Origin of the sequence: Psychroflexus torquis ATCC 700755 (genome assembly GCF_000153485.2) — a bacterium.
Taxonomy (GTDB): Bacteria; Bacteroidota; Bacteroidia; order Flavobacteriales; family Flavobacteriaceae; genus Psychroflexus; species Psychroflexus torquis.
Map to the genome: position 1 here is coordinate 2,040,798 of NC_018721.1, position 17,638 is coordinate 2,058,435.

The 17,638-nt window shown below is 34.0% G+C and carries 15 protein-coding genes and 2 pseudogenes; 9 read left to right on the top strand and 8 right to left on the bottom strand.

Annotated features, from left to right (window positions below):
* Positions 1-87 precede the first annotated feature (87 nt).
* Complete coding sequence (locus P700755_RS08750; protein WP_015024316.1) at positions 88-2,157, top strand: VWA domain-containing protein; 2,070 nt, start codon at positions 88-90, stop codon at positions 2,155-2,157.
* 69 nt (positions 2,158-2,226) lie between these two features.
* Here P700755_RS08750 and P700755_RS21280 read toward each other — a convergent pair whose 3' ends face one another.
* The 3 genes from P700755_RS21280 to P700755_RS20980 all read right to left on the bottom strand — a co-directional run bounded on the left by P700755_RS21280 (position 2,227) and on the right by P700755_RS20980 (position 3,836).
* Entirely contained in the window at positions 2,227-2,427 is a 201-nt protein-coding gene (locus tag P700755_RS21280; protein WP_425357619.1) for a hypothetical protein, read from the bottom strand.
* Positions 2,428-2,430: 3 nt separating this feature from the next.
* Positions 2,431-2,958 (bottom strand): hypothetical protein, encoded by a 528-nt coding sequence (locus tag P700755_RS08755; RefSeq protein WP_015024317.1) that lies wholly within the window; start codon positions 2,956-2,958, stop codon positions 2,431-2,433.
* A gap of 305 nt (positions 2,959-3,263) precedes the next feature.
* Positions 3,264-3,836, bottom strand: a complete 573-nt coding sequence (locus P700755_RS20980; protein ID WP_015024318.1) for a glycosyl-4,4'-diaponeurosporenoate acyltransferase CrtO family protein — start codon at positions 3,834-3,836, stop codon at positions 3,264-3,266.
* Between the two features lie 265 nt (positions 3,837-4,101).
* On the opposite strand from P700755_RS20980, the gene gltX reads away from it, so the two are divergent.
* Both gltX and P700755_RS08770 read left to right on the top strand, forming a co-directional pair.
* Positions 4,102-5,619 carry a glutamate--tRNA ligase gene (gene gltX, locus P700755_RS08765; RefSeq protein WP_015024319.1) on the top strand — a complete coding sequence of 506 codons (1,518 nt, stop codon included), beginning with the start codon at positions 4,102-4,104 and terminating at the stop codon, positions 5,617-5,619.
* 69 nt (positions 5,620-5,688) lie between these two features.
* Positions 5,689-6,630: an SPFH domain-containing protein gene (locus P700755_RS08770; RefSeq protein ID WP_015024320.1), complete on the top strand. Its 942-nt coding sequence runs from the start codon at positions 5,689-5,691 to the stop codon at positions 6,628-6,630.
* 498 nt (positions 6,631-7,128) lie between these two features.
* Here the strand turns inward: P700755_RS08770 and P700755_RS08775 are convergent, their stop codons facing one another.
* The 4 genes from P700755_RS08775 to P700755_RS08790 all read right to left on the bottom strand — a co-directional run bounded on the left by P700755_RS08775 (position 7,129) and on the right by P700755_RS08790 (position 9,740).
* A complete protein-coding gene (locus P700755_RS08775; RefSeq protein ID WP_015024321.1) occupies positions 7,129-7,344 on the bottom strand; it encodes a DUF6327 family protein in 216 nt (71 codons plus the stop codon).
* Positions 7,344-7,745, bottom strand: a complete 402-nt coding sequence (locus P700755_RS08780) for a hypothetical protein (protein ID WP_015024322.1) — start codon at positions 7,743-7,745, stop codon at positions 7,344-7,346. The genes P700755_RS08775 and P700755_RS08780 overlap by 1 nt, the downstream gene beginning before the upstream one ends.
* Before the next feature lie 16 nt (positions 7,746-7,761).
* Positions 7,762-8,106, bottom strand: a complete 345-nt coding sequence (locus tag P700755_RS08785; RefSeq protein WP_015024323.1) for a YtxH domain-containing protein — start codon at positions 8,104-8,106, stop codon at positions 7,762-7,764.
* Between the two features lie 95 nt (positions 8,107-8,201).
* The gene (locus P700755_RS08790) at positions 8,202-9,740 is read right to left on the bottom strand and encodes a glycine--tRNA ligase (RefSeq protein ID WP_015024324.1); all 1,539 of its coding nucleotides are present in this window, start codon (positions 9,738-9,740) and stop codon (positions 8,202-8,204) included.
* A gap of 142 nt (positions 9,741-9,882) precedes the next feature.
* Here P700755_RS08790 and P700755_RS08795 point away from each other — a divergent pair, with 142 nt between their 5' ends.
* The 6 genes and pseudogenes from P700755_RS08795 to P700755_RS08815 all read left to right on the top strand — a co-directional run bounded on the left by P700755_RS08795 (position 9,883) and on the right by P700755_RS08815 (position 15,678).
* Complete coding sequence (locus P700755_RS08795; RefSeq protein ID WP_015024325.1) at positions 9,883-10,563, top strand: ComF family protein; 681 nt, start codon at positions 9,883-9,885, stop codon at positions 10,561-10,563.
* Positions 10,564-10,609: 46 nt separating this feature from the next.
* Positions 10,610-12,220 carry an Ig-like domain-containing protein gene (locus tag P700755_RS08800; RefSeq protein WP_015024326.1) on the top strand — a complete coding sequence of 537 codons (1,611 nt, stop codon included), beginning with the start codon at positions 10,610-10,612 and terminating at the stop codon, positions 12,218-12,220.
* A 519-nt stretch (positions 12,221-12,739) separates the two neighbouring features.
* A pseudogene (locus tag P700755_RS19260) lies at positions 12,740-12,937 on the top strand (tyrosine-type recombinase/integrase); the annotation flags it as partial.
* Positions 12,938-13,001: 64 nt separating this feature from the next.
* Complete coding sequence (locus P700755_RS08805; protein WP_015024327.1) at positions 13,002-13,697, top strand: hypothetical protein; 696 nt, start codon at positions 13,002-13,004, stop codon at positions 13,695-13,697.
* Positions 13,698-13,910: 213 nt separating this feature from the next.
* Positions 13,911-14,570 (top strand): hypothetical protein, encoded by a 660-nt coding sequence (locus tag P700755_RS08810; RefSeq protein WP_015024328.1) that lies wholly within the window; start codon positions 13,911-13,913, stop codon positions 14,568-14,570.
* A 4-nt stretch (positions 14,571-14,574) separates the two neighbouring features.
* Entirely contained in the window at positions 14,575-15,678 is a 1,104-nt protein-coding gene (locus tag P700755_RS08815; RefSeq protein ID WP_015024329.1) for a hypothetical protein, read from the top strand.
* 289 nt (positions 15,679-15,967) lie between these two features.
* On the opposite strand, the pseudogene P700755_RS08820 reads toward P700755_RS08815, so the two are convergent.
* Positions 15,968-17,112, bottom strand: a pseudogene (locus P700755_RS08820) (IS91 family transposase).
* Positions 17,113-17,638: the final 526 nt, after the last annotated feature.

The window sequence follows — 17,638 nt, forward strand, 5'->3', positions numbered from 1 at the left end:
TTTCGCAATGATATTTAGCCTTATTTGTAACTTGATAAACCATATCGTTTAATTTTATTTTAGTAAATTTAACCTAAATTAATAGTTATGAAGAATCTATTTAAATTACTCCTAGTTTTATTTTTTGTGCAATTTACTTTTGCTAATGGCGGAGTAGTTATTGCTGATATTGAAAATGGAACATATCTAAGATTAGTTAATTCACAAATTGACGTCACTGTTCAGAATCAAATTTCTACTGTTATTACTAGTCAAATTTTTATTAACGATTTGGGAGGTTCTCAGGAAATACAATATGCATTCCCTGTACCTGGTAATGCTTCCGTAACTCAATTAAGATGGAGAGTAGATGGAGGAGAATGGCAAGTAGCTGTTTTTATAGAGGAGGATCCTTCCGGAGGAGGTGGAGATGGAGATGGGGTAACGCCCAATGCTAATTTAGTCTCATACTTGGGTGCAACTCCTGTATATTTTGCTTTTATTGAAGAAATAGCTGAGAATAGTGAAATTGAAGTTGAATTATCATACGTAGAATTATTGCCTTATAGTTTTGATGAAGTAACGTTTGAATACCCTAGCGATTACTCAGCAATACAATCTGATGTTATTGTTTTTGCCCAAAATCTAAATTTCAACTTATTTTCTGAAAGAACAATCGATGATGTTGAGTTGTTTAATAATGTAGGAACCATGACCAATGATGGTAACGTTGCTACTGTTCTTATTAGTGAAAATGAAGCTATTTCTATCAATGATATTCTAATTAAATACCAACTTGCATCAGATGAATTAGGAGTGATTCCTTTTAGTACTCTTTTAGAGGAAGGTGTTAATGAATGTGACGATTTTGGGAATGGGTTTTTTGGTTTAGTGGTTGAACCAGAATCAAATGCAAATACTGAAGTCATAGAAAAGAATTTTGTGCTTATTATAGATTCATCAGGTAGTATGAGGGGGGGAAACAAGATGGCTCAAGCAAAAGAAGCCTCAGAGTTTATCGTGAATAATTTGAATATAGGGGATAACTTTAATGTTATAGATTTTGATAATAATATTGTATTGTTCCAGCCTGAATTAGTGGAATATAATATTCAAAATTCAAATGCAGCCTTAGATTTTATAGAGAACATTGTTGCACTAGGGGCAACTAATATTTCTGAATCCTTAGTAACTGCAATAAATCAGTTTGAGGCAGGAGCAGAAGATAAAGCTAATATTATTGTGTTCTTCACTGATGGAGGAGCAACTGAAGGAGAAACAAATACTCAAAATATATTACAATTAGCTGAGGACACAGTCAATCAAATAGAAACAGAGATATTCTTATTTACTTTTGGTATTGGTGAAGATGTTACAACTGATTTGCTAACCCTATTAGCCGTTCAGAATAATGGTTTTGTAACATTTTTGGGCGATAATGAAATAGTAGATATAATTTCAAATTTTTACCTCACTATACGAAACCCTGTTTTACTAAACCCGGTTATTACAGTGGATCCAGTGGGTGCTATCAATAACGTATATCCTGATCCTTTACCTAACTTATATAAGGGACAACAGTTAGTATTTACAGGCAGGTATGAGGTTCCACAGGATATTTCATTAACATTAACAGGAACTGCATTTAACCAGCAAGTAGAATATAATTATGATTTTAATTTAAGCGATCAAAATAATGAAGGATATGCTTTTTTGCCAAAATTATGGGCAAAAACTAAAATGGAAAGCTTACTTATTGATTATTACTCCTTCCCAGAAGGTTCTTCTGAAGCCGAAGCAATACTAGAAATTATTGAAGAAACTAGTATTTGTTATCAAGTGCTAAGCCCTTTTACTAGTTTAGGTGATGGTGGAACATTAAGTGACGGAGAGTTTATGGATGACAAGAATAATTCTCTAAAGTTTTTCCCCAATCCGTTTACTTCAAAAACTAAAGCATTTGTTTATTTAGATCAGGCAGCTAAAATATTAATCCAAATTTATTCAATAGAAGGGAAGTTAGTTAAAACAATTTCTATAAATGGTGTTTATGGAAGAAATATAATTGAATGGAATGGAGAGGATAACGGAAACAAATTAATAGAGTCAGGAATATATATTTATACCATAAATATTGGAGGTAAAGAAACTCATTTTGGTAAATTAATTAAGAAATAAATAAATCCGCTTCTTTTCCCTAATTCAACAAAAAAGCAGGTGGTTAGAAAATTCTAGTGGTTACAATAGCTACAGGTCCTTTTGAAGTAGGCGAGGACTAGCAAATACGACTATTGCTGCTATCGAAGCGTCATTTTTATTTTTCTCATTATCTGGGAACTGTATTTCAGGGGAAAGTCCAATGAGTAGAGAGAGATGGCTGCTGGCACTACCTCCCCGTAATCCAATTCTATCAGAATCTACTTTAAAATCAGTAGCATTTTGTTTGATGTATTAAACTGCTCTTCTCATATGAGTTACCAATTCTGACATTACAAATTTTGGCTGACTTCCATGCCTTACTTCAAAAACAGTAAAGCCTTCCGAAACTAATTGTTTTGGACTTAGAATATGCCAGGTATCTGACTCAGTCATTTCTTGATCCGTTGCGAATCTATAATGACCATCTTCAAGTATTTTAAAAGTGTCAAAAGGAGAAGTCCAACCTCCGCTATTAGTCAATATTATGCCTGCACCATTAGGTTTTGTTGGTACATAAACATCAAAAGTTAGTGCCATACCAAAATCATGACCGTATACAACGTCTTTGATTAATGTAAAATTTGAGGGTGAAGACTCCCCCTCTTTACTTTGCTCTGATTTGCTGTTAGAACAACTTTTAAGAATAATTAATAGTAAAAACTGGATTATTAAAGGATATCTCATCTGTTTTTCGTAATGTCCGCCAACATCCGTATAAACCCTATTTAACTCTTTAGTATTGGGTATATATCTATTATATGTCGTTTTATTCCCTACCAAACTAGCACTTTTGCGTATACTTTACTAAGGTCTTTTTATAGGTTACTGTCACTTTCTTAAAAACGCTTTCGATAGATTGTGTTGATCTAACTTGTGTTCTTATAAAATGGGCTTAAAAACACCTTAATTCTAGGCACTTGGTTTGTTTGGCGGTAACTTCAGTATAAATCATAATTTTGGATGTTTTATAGTCAGAAGAAGTCTAGGCACCTATTTATTATAACTGATTTCTTATACATCTAAGCGCATCTTAAACACGTGTTTTTGGAAACGGTCATTTCCATATCCCCAAAATATCCTATCAATTACTTTCTCTTTTCTAAGAGTTTTGTAAGCCGTTCTATCTGAATTCTATGCATTCTCTGTAAAATAATGGGATATAGATTACCGATTAAATTTATTATGGTGGTGATTATAAAAATGGCTAAATGTCCATTTATTAGTAAAATAAAAGATACCATCAAAACGGCTATTAAAGAGGCTAAGTGACCAAATTCTGATTGTCTAGTTTGAAAATCAAAATTTTCAATCCCCGTTTTTGCACCACTAAAATATTTTTTTCTATTTTTCTCTTTACCCCAAAAAGCTTTAAGAAGTAGGGTTTTAAAAAATTCTACGCCTAATCTTCTATAAATAATTGTCAAGCTTTTTGAGTTTTTAATTTGATAATACGAGCTCGGCAATAGCGCGTTCGTTTTATAGACAAAACCCAGAAAGGCAAAAACACCTGTGATAAATAGATTTAGAACTAGTGAAATACCAAAGATTGCAATCCAAGAAAATTCAGCCGCATTTGTATGGATTAATAAATTAAGTAATTCTATTGACTGATAAGCTAGAAAAATTGAAAACAAAGAAAATAGCAATTTCTTAATCATTAGAATTGAGCATTTTACGGTTTAGTTTATTTTGAATTGGGAGTTCATTTTATTTATTAGTTTTTTTTGTACTTATTCTAGCATCAGTATAAACCCTAATTTTGGATGTTTTATGAGGTCTATATTCACCATAAGTCCTAGTTTACCTATCAAATATAATCGATTTTTTAATACACCAAGTACTTCTTAATCTCGTGAGCTTCATAAACCATTATTTCCTATCTGTAAACATCAATATATTTTATATTTGTAAAAAAAACAGAAGATGGATACGAAAGTAAGAGTGAGATTTGCCCCAAGTCCAACAGGGCCACTTCATATTGGAGGCGTAAGAACTGCTTTGTATAACTACTTGTTTGCTAAAAAACACCAAGGTGATTTTTTACTAAGAATTGAAGACACCGACCAAAACCGATTTGTAGAGGGTGCAGAGCAGTATATTAAAGAAACTTTGGAATGGTGTGGAATCCCATACGATGAAGGTCCAGGAAAGCCAGGGAATTGTGGGCCTTATAAGCAAAGTGATCGCAAGGAAATCTACGTGGAGCATGTAGATAAATTGATCCAAAGCAATAATGCTTACTACGCCTTTGACACTCCTGAAGACTTGGAGGTGAAGCGCAAAGAAGCAGAGCAAGACCACACGAAATTCAGTTACGGACCAAAAAATAGAAATCAACTCAATAATTCCTTAACTCTTTCTGCGGAAGAGCTGCAGACAAAATTGGATAACAAGGAGAACTATGTTATTCGTTTTAAGACAAAATCGTCTGTAACACTCTCCATTCATGATGAAATTAGAGGGTTTATAGAAGTGGATTCTGAAGTCCTAGATGATAAGGTTCTATTTAAAAGCGACGGCTTGCCAACTTACCACTTAGCAAATATTGTCGATGATCATCTCATGAGAATTACACATGTAATTCGCGGGGAGGAATGGTTACCTTCACTACCCCTTCACATTTCTTTATACGAAGCTTTTGGTTGGGAGACTCCAAAATTTGCTCACTTGCCTCTTATTTTGAAACCAAGTGGAAAAGGAAAATTGAGTAAACGAGATGGAGACCAACTTGGGTTTCCTGTATTTCCTTTAGAATGGAAAGACCCTAAAACAGGAGCTACCTCTTCGGGATATCGCGAGGAAGGATTTTTCCCAGAAACCTTAGTTAACATGTTGGCCTTACTAGGTTGGAATGATGGAACCGAAAAAGAATTTTTTTCTATAAAAGAGCTTACAGAATCTTTTGAACTAGAAAGGGTTCATAAATCTGGAGCTAAGTTTGATCATGAAAAAACAGAATGGTTTCAGCATCACTATATGCAAGAGATGTCCGTCTCCAAATTGGTTCAGGAGTTTTCAATAATCCTGAAGGAGAAGGGAGTAGATGTTCAACAAGCTTACGTGGAGGAAGTCGTTGAAAAAATACGGGAAAGAGCTGCGTTTGTATCAGAATTTTGGGAGTTGTCTTCTTTTTACTTTGAATCGCCTAAAGAATTTGATTCGAAATCGGCTAAAAAAGCCTGGAAAAATGATTCACAAGAATGGATGCGAGCTTTAATCGGAAAGCTGGAAAGTATTGAAGATTTTTCTCAAACCCATGTTCAGAGTGAAGTCAAAGAATGGATCAACACCCAAGGTCTAAGTTTTGGTAAAATTATGCAACCCTTAAGGCTCGCTTTGGTAGGGGCTATGAGTGGACCTGATGTTTTTCATATCGCTGCTTGCATCGGTAAAGAGGACAGTATATATAGACTGAATTATGCCATTGAGAAATTGGCTTAATCTTTTAGTTTTTCGGTGCAATGCAGTCGGAAAAGGTTTATTTTTATATAAATTTTATAACTAATTATTATGGGAACATTTGCAGGTATTTTTATAGTGGTAATTGTTTTTTTTATCATTATAAGTGGAATTTTCACAGTGAAGCAACAAACAGCAGCTTTGGTGGAACGCTTCGGGAAATTTTTGAGTATAAGGAATTCAGGACTGCATTTTAAAGTTCCATTAGTGGACCGTATTGCAGGGAAAATAAATCTTAAAATTCAGCAACTGGATGTCAATATAGAGACTAAAACCAAAGATGATGTGTTTGTTATTCTTAAAGTGTCGGTTCAGTATCAAGTGACTCGAGCTAGAATTTACGATGCTTTTTATAAACTAGAGAGCCCAAGTGCTCAAATTACATCTTATGTTTTTGATGTGGTTCGAGCGGAAGTGCCAAAAATGAAATTGGATGATGTTTTTGTGCGCAAAGACGATGTTGCAAATGCTGTAAAGTCAGAACTTAATGATGCTATGCTAGACTATGGTTACGACATCATAAGAACACTTGTCACAGACATTGATCCCGATGATAAGGTAAAGGCATCTATGAACCGAATTAATGCCTCAGAACGAGAAAAAATAGCAGCTGAGTTTGAAGGTGAAACAGAGCGAATTAAAATCGTTGCTGTAGCCAGAGCCGAAGCAGAAAGCAAACGACTCCAAGGACAAGGGATTGCAGATCAACGTAGAGAAATAGCTAGAGGTCTCGAGGAAAGTGTTGAGGTACTTAATAAAGTAGGAATTAACTCTCAGGAAGCTTCAGCATTAATTGTGGTGACTCAACATTACGATACCCTTCAATCTATAGGAAGCCAAACCAACTCCAACCTTATCCTTATGCCAAATTCTCCTGAAGCGGGCAGCAATATGCTAAACGACATGATTGCTTCTTTTACCGCCGCTAGCCAGATTGGTGATGAGATGAAAAAGCAAAATGATCGCAAAGCGATTCAAGAAAAACCAGATTAAATATAAAAGTTTGGTAGACAGACATTAAAAAAGGCTTGTGAAAATTTCACAAGCCTTTTTTAATGTCTAAAACTATTCATACCAATTTAGTTTTTAAATGAGGCATTAAAAATTATACTACGACGTAACTCAGCACAGGTTTTTTACTTAGGTGAGGAAAAATATATAAGCATAACACTAGTTACGGTTCTATTTTATCACGATTTGTAATACCAAATTATATTTATAATGCCGTATGAATAAATTGAATTATACTTCGACGTGGCTCAGTACAGGTTTTTTGATTGATTGAAATCAAAAATAACTAGCATAGCCTTAGCTACGGTAATTATTTTTAATAAAAAGCAGGTGAAAAAAGCCTGTGCCGAATTCATTTCGGTAAAACGATTTATTGAGACATTATAGGTCTAATTTGGTATAAGTCAAAAAAGCCTGTGTCGAACTCGTTTCGGTAAAACTGATTTTATACGACATTTGAATGCTAAATAAGTATAAGACTCATAGTCCAAACTTTCTCAATATCTGAGTTCCTATTTTAGCATAAACAGCTTTCTGGCCAAAATAAGAGATAAACTCAGCTATAATATTTGTGAACGAAAAAGCACGCCTGATATACACTAAATCAATATTAGCTTTTTGCTTACTAATTTGAGTTTTGAGTTTAAGAATCTTTAGATCCTTATCGATTTCCTTAAATGAATTGTATTTCTTCATCAGTCTGAAGTTTCAGTTTCTTCAAGTCCTTTTTTTAACTCCTCGTCTAAATCAGTATCTGAACTTAAAAGGCTATTTAAGAATGAAAACACTGGTTTTTCCAATAATTTTTTTCCGAAGATACTTACGATAATAAGTATTATACCATAGAAACCTCCAACTACAAAAAATCCATAAGACACCGATCCCAATTTATCACCTATCAAAAAGGCGAAACCCAAAGACACAAAAAAGAGTACTAAAATTAAGATTCCTATTTTAAGTATAAAACGTCCTCCACTGACTATGCTTAAGGCAGATTTCTTAAAGAGATCAAGCTTGTAAAATTCAATAGAATTTTTTATGACATCCTTGGTATCTTGAGATAAGTTATCAAAGTGATCACCTAAATGATTCTCCATGAAGAAATTTTAAGGATTATTTATTCTTCAATTCTTCTTGAAGATTAGAATTTTTCTTTTTCAATTGGTCCAATTCACTTTCAAGTTTGCTCAGCATTCCGTCAGCTTTAGTACTAGCATTAGAAAAAGTTTTATCTAACTTTTCCTCGATGCTTTTTTTTGCTTCTTCAGAAAAAGCAGACAAATGAGAAGATGTTTCTTTATACTTCTTATTTAAGTTTTCTTGTAGATGATCTGCTTCATCTCTCAACTGTTTTCTAGTTTTTTCTCCACTTTGTGGTGCATACAATAATCCTAAACCTACTCCGAGAGCTGTACCGGTTAATAGTGCTAAAATTGTATTTCCTGTCTTATTTCCCATTTTATTAATATTTTATTAATATTAGTTTCAAATTTAAGGAGAACCTAGAGTTATCCCTGTTAATAACCGGTTAATAAATGATTTAACTCAAAAATTTAAGACTTTAGCCACGTTTTAAAATTGATCTCTTTTTGTATAATAGCTTTTACTTCAGACATAGGAACACGCTGTTGCTCCATCGTATCTCGATGGCGAATAGTCACACAATGATCTTCTTTAGTGTCATGATCTACGGTAATACAAAACGGGGTTCCTGCTGCATCTTGTCTCCTGTAGCGTCTCCCTACAGCATCCTTTTCATCATAAACAACATTGAAATCCCATTGCAACTCCTTAAGAAGTTCTTTAGCAATTTCTGGTAAGCCATCTTTCTTCAATAGTGGAAACACAGCCGCTTTTACGGGGGCAAGTATAGAAGGGAGCTTTAATACCGTTCTTGAGCTACCGTCCTTAAGAGTTTCCTCTTGTAAAGCACTCGAAAAAACAGCTAGAAACATTCTATCTAAACCTATTGAGGTTTCAATGACATAAGGCACATAATTTTCACCAAGCTCTGGGTCGAAAAATTGAAGTTTTTTTCCAGATAGATTTTCATGCGCTTTAAGGTCAAAATCTGTTCTTGAGTGAATCCCCTCCAATTCCTTAAAGCCAAAAGGAAAATTGAATTCAATATCGGTAGCGGCATTGGCATAATGCGCCATCTTTTCGTGATCATGGAATCTGTAGTTCTCTTCACCAAGATTTAAAGATTGGTGCCATTTTGTTCTTAACACTTTCCAGTGTTCAAACCATTTGAGTTCTTCTCCAGGACGAACAAAATATTGCATTTCCATTTGTTCAAATTCCCGCTGGCGAAATATAAACTGTCTAGCGACTATTTCATTTCTAAAGGCTTTTCCGATTTGGGCAATCCCAAAAGGGATTTTTAGCCTCCCCGATTTTTGGACATTGGCAAAATTCACAAAAATTCCTTGGGCGGTCTCTGGCCGTAAATAGAGATCGGTTGCCGATTCTGCAGAAGCGCCCAACTTGGTGCCAAACATCAAGTTGAATTGCCTCACTTTGGTCCAGTCTCTAGATCCGCTTACTGGGCAAGCTATTTCCAGTTCTTCGATAAGGGCTTTGACATCATCTAAATCTTCATTGGTTAATGAAGTCGCTAATCGCGTTAAGATTTCTTTGGATTGAGATCTGTACTTGACAACTCTAGGATGAGTGCTTACAAATTCAGCTTCATCGAAAGCATCTCCAAAACGCTTTTTGGCTTTTGCAATTTCCTTTTGTGCCTTTTGTTCTATCTTTTCGGCATAGTCTTCGACCAAAACATCTGCCCGGTATCTTTTTTTAGAATCCTTATTATCGATCATAGGATCATTAAAAGCATCTACGTGACCAGACGCTTTCCACGTGTTGGGATGCATGAGGATTGCAGCATCTAAGCCGACTATCTCTTCATGAAGGTGGACCATACTTTTCCACCAATAGGCTTTAATGTTGTTTTTGAGTTCAACTCCATTTTGCCCATAATCATAAACAGCACTTAAGCCATCATAGATTTCACTGGAGGAAAATATATAACCATACTCCTTAGCATGGGATATTACGTGTTTGAATTTGTCTTGCTCTTTTGCCATACCGCAAAAGTAAAAAAACGCTTCTTGATAATGCGTTTTCGACTGTAAATTATTGACACTTTATATGTTGAGGTTCTACCTTCTTCTTTTTTTATTCTGAAACTATTTTTTCCCTAACTTTAATCAATTAATTTATCTTCAGATGTTTAAGGACTTTAAAAACTTATTATTTCCCAAACTCTGTGCCTGCTGTGATCAAGTCTTACTGAAAGAGGAAGCCTTTATATGTACGTTTTGTAGGCATGAATTACCGCTTTACGCCAACTTTTTTGATGGCCATCACGATTTGCATAAGATCCTTTACGGCAGGGTCCAGCTCGAACGGGCTGCAAGTCTGTTCTATTTTGAAAAAAAGGGACCTATCCAAGCTTTAATTCACGATCTAAAATATAGGGGCAATAAAGAACTGAGTTTTTACTTAGGCAGTTGGTTAGGAGAAATTTTGTTTGAAGCAGGTTGGCAAAGGAGTATTGATGTCGTTATTCCAGTTCCTTTACATAGACAGCGGATGAGAGAAAGAGGCTATAACCAAGTAGAAGGTTTTGGAAAAGCTATTGCTGAAAAGCTGTCTGCAAAGTACACCGATACCATCTTAAAAAGACGTTCTAATTCCAAAACTCAGGTATTCAAAAGCCGAATGGCAAGGTCTGAAGTTATCGGTAATAATTTCTACGCAGAACATCTGCAAGAGGTGTCTGGTCAACATATACTACTTGTGGATGATTTGGTAACTACTGGAGCCACCTTAGAAGCCTGTTATTTAGCTTTGAATGAGGCTGAGGGTATAAAACTAAACATTGCAACGATGGCCATTACCAAATAATAAAATCTATATTTTATTGTTTCTTTGTATAAAATAATTCCCGAAAATGAGAGTTCACTTTTCACGACTAACAGTGTGTATTGTATTAGTTTCTATTCTTTCCTCTTGTGCCCAAAGAGGACGACCAGATGGTGGACCCAGAGATCTAGATCCACCAAAATTTGTGAATTCCACCCCAGAAAATTATACGACCAATTATAAAAAAAATCAGGTTATTATCAATTTCAATGAATTTGTGAAATTGGAAGATGCTAGTCAGAAAATTTTCTTTTCACCTCCTATAGAACCCCGTCCTAGCATTTTTCCTATGGGACAGGCGAGTAGAAATGTGAGGCTGGATATTCCTAGAGATTCGCTAGAAGGCAACACCACCTACACCGTTAATTTTGGAAAAAGCATAGAAGATAATAACGAAGGCAATAAACTCCCTTATTTTAAATATGTGTTTTCCACGGGTAACTATGTGGACTCGCTTCAAGTAGAGGGCAATGTGTTTGATGCTTTCAGTAGAATATCTGATGAAAATATTTCTGTAATGCTTTATGCTTTAGATTCGAACTATACGGATTCTCTTGTTTATGAAGGCAAACCGAGATATATTTCTTTTGTTAGAGATTCGACCTCCTTGTTTAGTGTGGATAATATAAAGCCAGGAAATTATAAAATGGTGGCGATCTCCGATAAAAATAACAACTATAAATTTGATCCCGCTCAAGATAAAATAGGATTTGTAAGTGATACCGTTAAAATTCCTTCAGATCAACTCTACGATATTCTTGTCTTTAAAGAAGAGCTAGAGTTTGAAGCGGTTAGACCTAAGCAGGTCTCCAAGCAACAGTTTGAATTTGGTTTTAAGGGAACTCTTGAAGACTATAAAATCGATCTGATTTCTGAGGCGCCTCAAGATTTTAAGGCGAAATACTTTAAAGATCAAGACATCGACACCATTCACTATTGGTATAAACCCTACCTGGAAAAGGACAGCTTGTTGTTTACCTTCAGTAATCAAGGTCGAATAGATACATTGGAAATCAGACCAAAGCAAATTGAAGAAGACTCTTTAAAAATTTCAGAAGTAACTATTAAAAAGAACAAATTGCTAACTGATTTTAAACTAAAAGCAAACACCCCGATAGTTAGCTTTGAAAAAGACTCCATTAGCTTTATCAATCAAGACTCCTTGGCTATCGATTTTGAATTAGCCCTAGATACGTTGTATAATCAACTGACTTTCAAATTTGAAAAAGAAGAGAAACAATCTTATAAAATAGACTTATTACCAGGTGCTATTGCCGATTTTTTTGAGACTCAAAATGATAGCTTAAGTTTTAGATACAGTACAAAGGCATTGGCAGACTTTGGAAATCTCAATCTCACCATCACCAATATTGAAGAATTTCCCATTATTGTTGAATTGGTGAATGAGAAAGGGGACGTTGAATCTACGGTATATGAAACCGAAAAATCCACGGTTAATTTCAAATTGATTACGCCGGGGTCTTACTTTATAAGATTGGTATATGATAAAAACGCCAATGGGAAATGGGATACAGGAAACTTTCTGAAGAGGGTAAACCCCGAACCTGTCCTCTACGAAGCACAGCCAGTTGAAATTCGCGCCAATTGGGATGTGCAGTTAAGTATCACTCTATATTAGAATAGTCGTGTCCAATTAGACTATAAGACCGATGTATTACCATGCATTAGACTTGATTTTACTTATCCATCATAATCTTAAATTGGATTATAGGGGATAGTCGAAGGACAAATTGGTATTACTCACGAGTTCAAGTAGGATGGCATAATTCCGTTTTAAAAACCCCATTAATTTCTACTGCTTCTTTTTTGCTGCCTATCGCAGATGCTCGTGATAGTGGTTTTTACAATAAATAGGACACAAGACCTTATCCGATTTGCCAATGGTTGTTTTTTCACCTATGTCGTATTTATTTTTCACAAAACCTCCATTAGGACGTAACTTTAGGCTATCCGTTCTTAACGGTTAATTACCTTTAAATGATTAAAAAAGTAGTTTTATAAGGTTTGTTTTAACTCATTTAGGTAATCAAGGGATGATTTATTTATGACTAAAAACAATGAAAGCAACTAAAGATCAAAGTATGTATCGCAAAGCTGTAAAGACACCAACGAAAACCCTTGGAGCACCCCACACACTTTACGTCAAAGTATTGCCACACCCCTTATGGAACGGCGGACAAGCTTAAGACATATCCAGATCGCTTTAGGGCATAATAGCTCAAAAACCACAGAAATTTATACTAGAGTTTTAGCGATGAATAACAAAACAATAAAAAGTCCATTGGATATTATGTATGAAAGTGTTAGTTTAGATAAAAATAAAACAACGTCCTAAATAGATATATACCCTATAATGAAGATTTGAATAGGGTTTATACGGATGTTGGCTATTATATAAAATGACACGTAAAGAATTCGACATATCACTTTATCATATAATTTTTGGAGATTTAAGAAAATACCAAAACCTAATTGAAACTTTCTTAAGTACTCAAAAAAAAGAGCTTGAAGAAAACACCAATGAAGTTGACGTTAATGACCAAATGAATGATAGTGAAAAATACGAAAAATATTTAGATTTGATTGGTACAGAAAGTTATGAGAAATTTGAAAAGTATCATGATATAGCTAGACTATTTCCCCATAACTTTAGAGTTTCTTTTTTGACTCAAGTTATCTCAGTAATTGAAAAAGAGTTAAAAAGATTATGTAATGATTTAGGAAACATAAAAAACCAAACCTTTATGGTTGCTGATTTAAAAGGGAGTAACGACTTTCTAAAATGTAAAGAGTATTTAAAAAAAATTTCAAGTATTGATTTTAACTCAATAAATGCCGAATGGGAATATATTTTACAATGTAAATCTCTTAGAAATAATTTAGTCCATTCAGGTAATATAATTAAAATGGATAATAAAAAATTAGTCAACTTTATAAAAAACAATGACTCTTTTGATTGTGAATATGAAGAATTTATAGATAAAAAGGAAGACATAGTGACCTTCGTAATAGTCAACAGTAAATTAATTGACAAATTGATTAATCAATCTCAAAAGCTATTTGAAAATCTGTTAGGCTTAAAATACAATAGCTAACACTATATATAGCAAATTGGGCGATTAGTACTTAATCCAATGGTTGTTGTCTATTTGCAAAGTCGCCAAATCTTTTGATTTGGTATTAAAAGAGAAAAATTAAAACAAAATAAAAAGATTTGGCTTGTGGTAAACCGAAAGTAATCGCTTATTTTCTGCCCAACTTGCCATATATTTAACGTTACCCAACATTAAAAACACAACTATAGAAAAATGAGTACAGGAAAAATTTTAGGAGGAATATTAGTAGGAGTTGGTGCAATAGCTGCTGCTCCATTTACAGGAGGAGGTTCATTATTTGCAGCTGGAGTTTCACTATCAGCAGCACTTGGAGGAACTGCAGTCGCAGCTGCAGTTGGCGCAGGAATTGCAGGTGGAACTGCAGGAGCTGTAATGGCTAATAAAGAAAACAAAGAAAAAGATCAGGCTAATAAAAACCATTTTAACGAAGGCGTTAAATCTGGAGAGAATGAAACTAAACAAAAATTTAATTCTATTTTAAAAACACAAAAAGATAGAGATGAATTAATGTTGATTTCAATAAAAATAGGCGTTTATGTTAGTAAAGTTGATGGTGTTATCGATAAAAAAGAATTAGAAGAATTAAATAAACTTTGTCTTTTTATTAAACAAAATCCAACTACACCTCAATTTATAAAAGATGAGGTAAATATAATAATAAATTCTAGTATAACTTTCTCTGAATTAAATACAGAAATTGATAAATTTTTGGAAACAAAATCTGAAAGTTACAAATCACAAACAATTATATTTTTTGATAAATTAATAGAAACAATTATTAATGCTGATAAATATGTACATACGAAAGAATCTGAATTTTTAAAGAATTGGAGAAAAAAATACCAAAATTAAGTATATGCAGAATAGTTTAGATAAATACTATGATATTTCATTAAATGATAAAGGTTTTAATGAGTTAAACAAAACTCATTTTAAAAATAGTAAAAAAGTAACTTCTCAGTACGAACTTGATAATGTTGAAAAAATAATTTGCTGGATAACTGGACTTTCTGCAGGTTTAGTAGATGCCTTTTTTGTAACAAACTATAAAAACCTAAACACAGAAAATGTTACTAAAATTAAGGATAATTTACACTTAAAGAATACAGGAAAAGTAAATGAAGCTGTTGACAATAGAATCAAAAATTTATTTTCACAAGATAAAATTTCTGAACTAGAACAAAAATTTAAAGTTCCTTACGATGCATCTTCAAGTAAAAATTTAAGTGAATATGTCAGTGGTTTAAACCCTAAAACACATAGAATTCAATCATTAGGCCACGATCCTATTTTAGGATTTTATTATGGTATTAGAGATATTTTAAGAGGTCAATTTACTGCAATTGATAATGCTGGAGATTTAATTACTCAAAGTATCTCTAGTAATAATGCTATCGGTATGAATTTATTTAAAGCAATTGCTTTACAATTTGGACATTTATGTTCTGACATTTCTACACCAGCTGGACTACCAATACCTTTTATGTCTCAATTGTTAAGATTAAAAGGAGGAAATGTTGAAGGTTTTTCTTTTAATAGATTAATTAAAAATATGTATGCCAAGGGTTATAATTTTAACCACTTGTTATCAATGAGTGTACCTGCTTTAATAATTGAAGTTTTAACTAGATTATCGTATTTTGTTTATTCCTTATCTAAAGGTTTAAGCTTTAAAGAATCAATTCCAATCAATAAAGTAAAATTAGATAAATTACTTTTCAATTCTTACTTAATCGCATCTGGTTGTAATGGTGTTAAAATGATAGCTACAAACGGAAATGTTTTTGCTTTTAATCCAGTACTTTGGTCAGGAACGTTAAAATATGGATTTACCGAATTCAAAAGATATTTAAAAAATGAAAAGGAAGTAGAAAGACATAAATATGTAATTGAAATATACAAACAGAACGAAGTTGAATTAGACCTATCGATTGAAGATAATCTTAAGTACTACAAATAAAAAACGTAGGCTAATAACTAAGCATATGGCTTGCCGATAGGCCAAAGCTATATGATTTGTTGACTGATCCGGTATTTTTAAATAAGGGGGAATTCGATGAGTTGGCAGGAACCTTACAAGAGGAGAAGGTTGTTTTTAGAGTGCTTTGCATCCCTTTTTATTCAGTTGCTTATCTAAATAAGGTACTTTTTAGGGAGATCATGCTTTTTTTGTGTGAGAATCTGCTGTTTTTTATCATTTTCCTTCAGTTTAGGCACTAGTAAGTCAAGGCTCTTTTTAGAACTGTTTTTTAATTTTTGTATTCCAGTTTATTCTTTATAATTTTTTTGTAATCCTTTGGTGGACCTCGACTGTCAAAAGTAAAAAGTGTGATCAAGGTTTGCTTTTTACAACTCGGACAACAGCGATGTAAGGACTTCTCTTGAGTGGCAAAGGTTAATATGTGTGCCAAGTTTTTATCTCTTAATTGCAGTTGTAATAGCGGCAACTTCTCTTTTTTCCAACTGCTGCTCAAAAACCCATAATGCCTTATTCGGGTAAAGCCTTTGGAAAGAATATGGAGTTGAAAACGCCGTATAAATTCTTTAGTGGAGAGTGTTAGTGTGGTTTTTTGCCCACCTTTTCTATAGTCTTTTAAACTAAATGTAATCCTCCTTTTTTCTTTATCAATCGACAAGATACGGTGATTACTTATCGCTATTTTATGGGTGTACCTACCTAAATATTCAATCACATGTTCTGGTTTTCCAAAAGGAGATTTGGCATACACCACCCACTCTTTTTTAAACAACTTATCATATAAAGATTGCGGTAATTGGGGAAGTGCCTTTCGTAATTTGGACACAAAACGACCTCTAAATTTATCACTCATCGCCTCTACTGAAAATAGAAAATCATCTTTTGCTGTTCCTCTTTTCCAGAATCCTGCCTCACAAACACCTCCCTCTGGGACAATACAGTGCAAATGTGGGTGTAATTGCAAATTCTGTCCCCAAGTATGTAGCACGGCAATCATCCCTAGTTTTGCACCTAGATGTTTGGGGTTGTGTCCAAAGGCAATAAGGTTTCCCATGCGCTATCAAATAAGATCTTATATAGCACTTTGGGATAAGGTATTGCCACAGAATTGAGATGGTCTGGGAGTGTAAAAACAACATGAAAATAAGGCACAGGAAGGAGTTCTTGCGTTCTTGCAGCAACCCACTCATGCTGCTTATGCCCTTGGCAAGTAGGACAATGCCTATTGCGACAGGAATTGAATTGCAAATGGAGCTTCTTGCAATTCATACACCAATCTAAATGTCCACCAAGAGCTTTAGTGCGGCATTTTCTTATCGCATGCAAAGCTCTTTTATTCCAACTGGTATAGGCTATTTCTTGTAGATGATCTACCTCTAGATTCAATACCTCTGCTACTCTATGTTTGGGTTGCATTAGTTTGTAAACAAGGTATCCAGTGGACTAAATTTAGCAGAGCTAACTAGGTCAACCACCTGCAAATAAACCAACGTGGTTTCTATATAAGCAAGGCAGCGCAAGTAATTGTTTAAGGTGCTTTTTGCTTTACTAGTGATGGCAAAGCTCTGTGTGAGTTTACCTACTAATACCTCAAATTCTGGAACTCCGTTCAAAGCGATTTGCTCAATAATCTTACTTTTTTTTTATACATCATTATAGATATTTTGTGAATCCATTAAGATAATGTATTTTTATAACTAACTGAAAAAGCTTCCGAGGTACGAGGATTAGTTCAACACAGTATATAATTTATTGCTGGCTTCTCGCCTACTTACGAAAATTCCGCTGGAATTTTCTATCTGTGATTTGTTGACTAAATTAGTTGCTTAACCTCGCAACAAACCATAGTGTGCCAAGAATCAACCATGGCAATAAATAAAATGGTTGAATGCTGTAATTAAGATGATGGTAGGTCCATCAGAGTCGTTGTATAGGCGATGGC

Excerpts from the sequence above, each read along its gene's own strand:
- P700755_RS08780 (WP_015024322.1), bottom strand. The coding sequence starts at position 7,745 with ATGGAGAATCATTTAGGTGATCACTTTGATAACTTATCTCAAGATACC.
- P700755_RS08790 (WP_015024324.1), bottom strand. The coding sequence starts at position 9,740 with ATGGCAAAAGAGCAAGACAAATTCAAACACGTAATATCCCATGCTAAG.
- P700755_RS08815 (WP_015024329.1), top strand. The coding sequence starts at position 14,575 with ATGCAGAATAGTTTAGATAAATACTATGATATTTCATTAAATGATAAA.
- P700755_RS08810 (WP_015024328.1), top strand. The coding sequence starts at position 13,911 with ATGAGTACAGGAAAAATTTTAGGAGGAATATTAGTAGGAGTTGGTGCA.
- P700755_RS08800 (WP_015024326.1), top strand. The coding sequence starts at position 10,610 with ATGAGAGTTCACTTTTCACGACTAACAGTGTGTATTGTATTAGTTTCT.
- gltX (WP_015024319.1), top strand. The coding sequence starts at position 4,102 with ATGGATACGAAAGTAAGAGTGAGATTTGCCCCAAGTCCAACAGGGCCA.
- P700755_RS08795 (WP_015024325.1), top strand. The coding sequence starts at position 9,883 with ATGTTTAAGGACTTTAAAAACTTATTATTTCCCAAACTCTGTGCCTGC.
- P700755_RS08805 (WP_015024327.1), top strand. The coding sequence starts at position 13,002 with ATGACACGTAAAGAATTCGACATATCACTTTATCATATAATTTTTGGA.
- P700755_RS08775 (WP_015024321.1), bottom strand. The coding sequence starts at position 7,344 with ATGAAGAAATACAATTCATTTAAGGAAATCGATAAGGATCTAAAGATT.
- P700755_RS08750 (WP_015024316.1), top strand. The coding sequence starts at position 88 with ATGAAGAATCTATTTAAATTACTCCTAGTTTTATTTTTTGTGCAATTT.
- P700755_RS08785 (WP_015024323.1), bottom strand. The coding sequence starts at position 8,106 with ATGGGAAATAAGACAGGAAATACAATTTTAGCACTATTAACCGGTACA.
- P700755_RS20980 (WP_015024318.1), bottom strand. The coding sequence starts at position 3,836 with ATGATTAAGAAATTGCTATTTTCTTTGTTTTCAATTTTTCTAGCTTAT.
- P700755_RS08770 (WP_015024320.1), top strand. The coding sequence starts at position 5,689 with ATGGGAACATTTGCAGGTATTTTTATAGTGGTAATTGTTTTTTTTATC.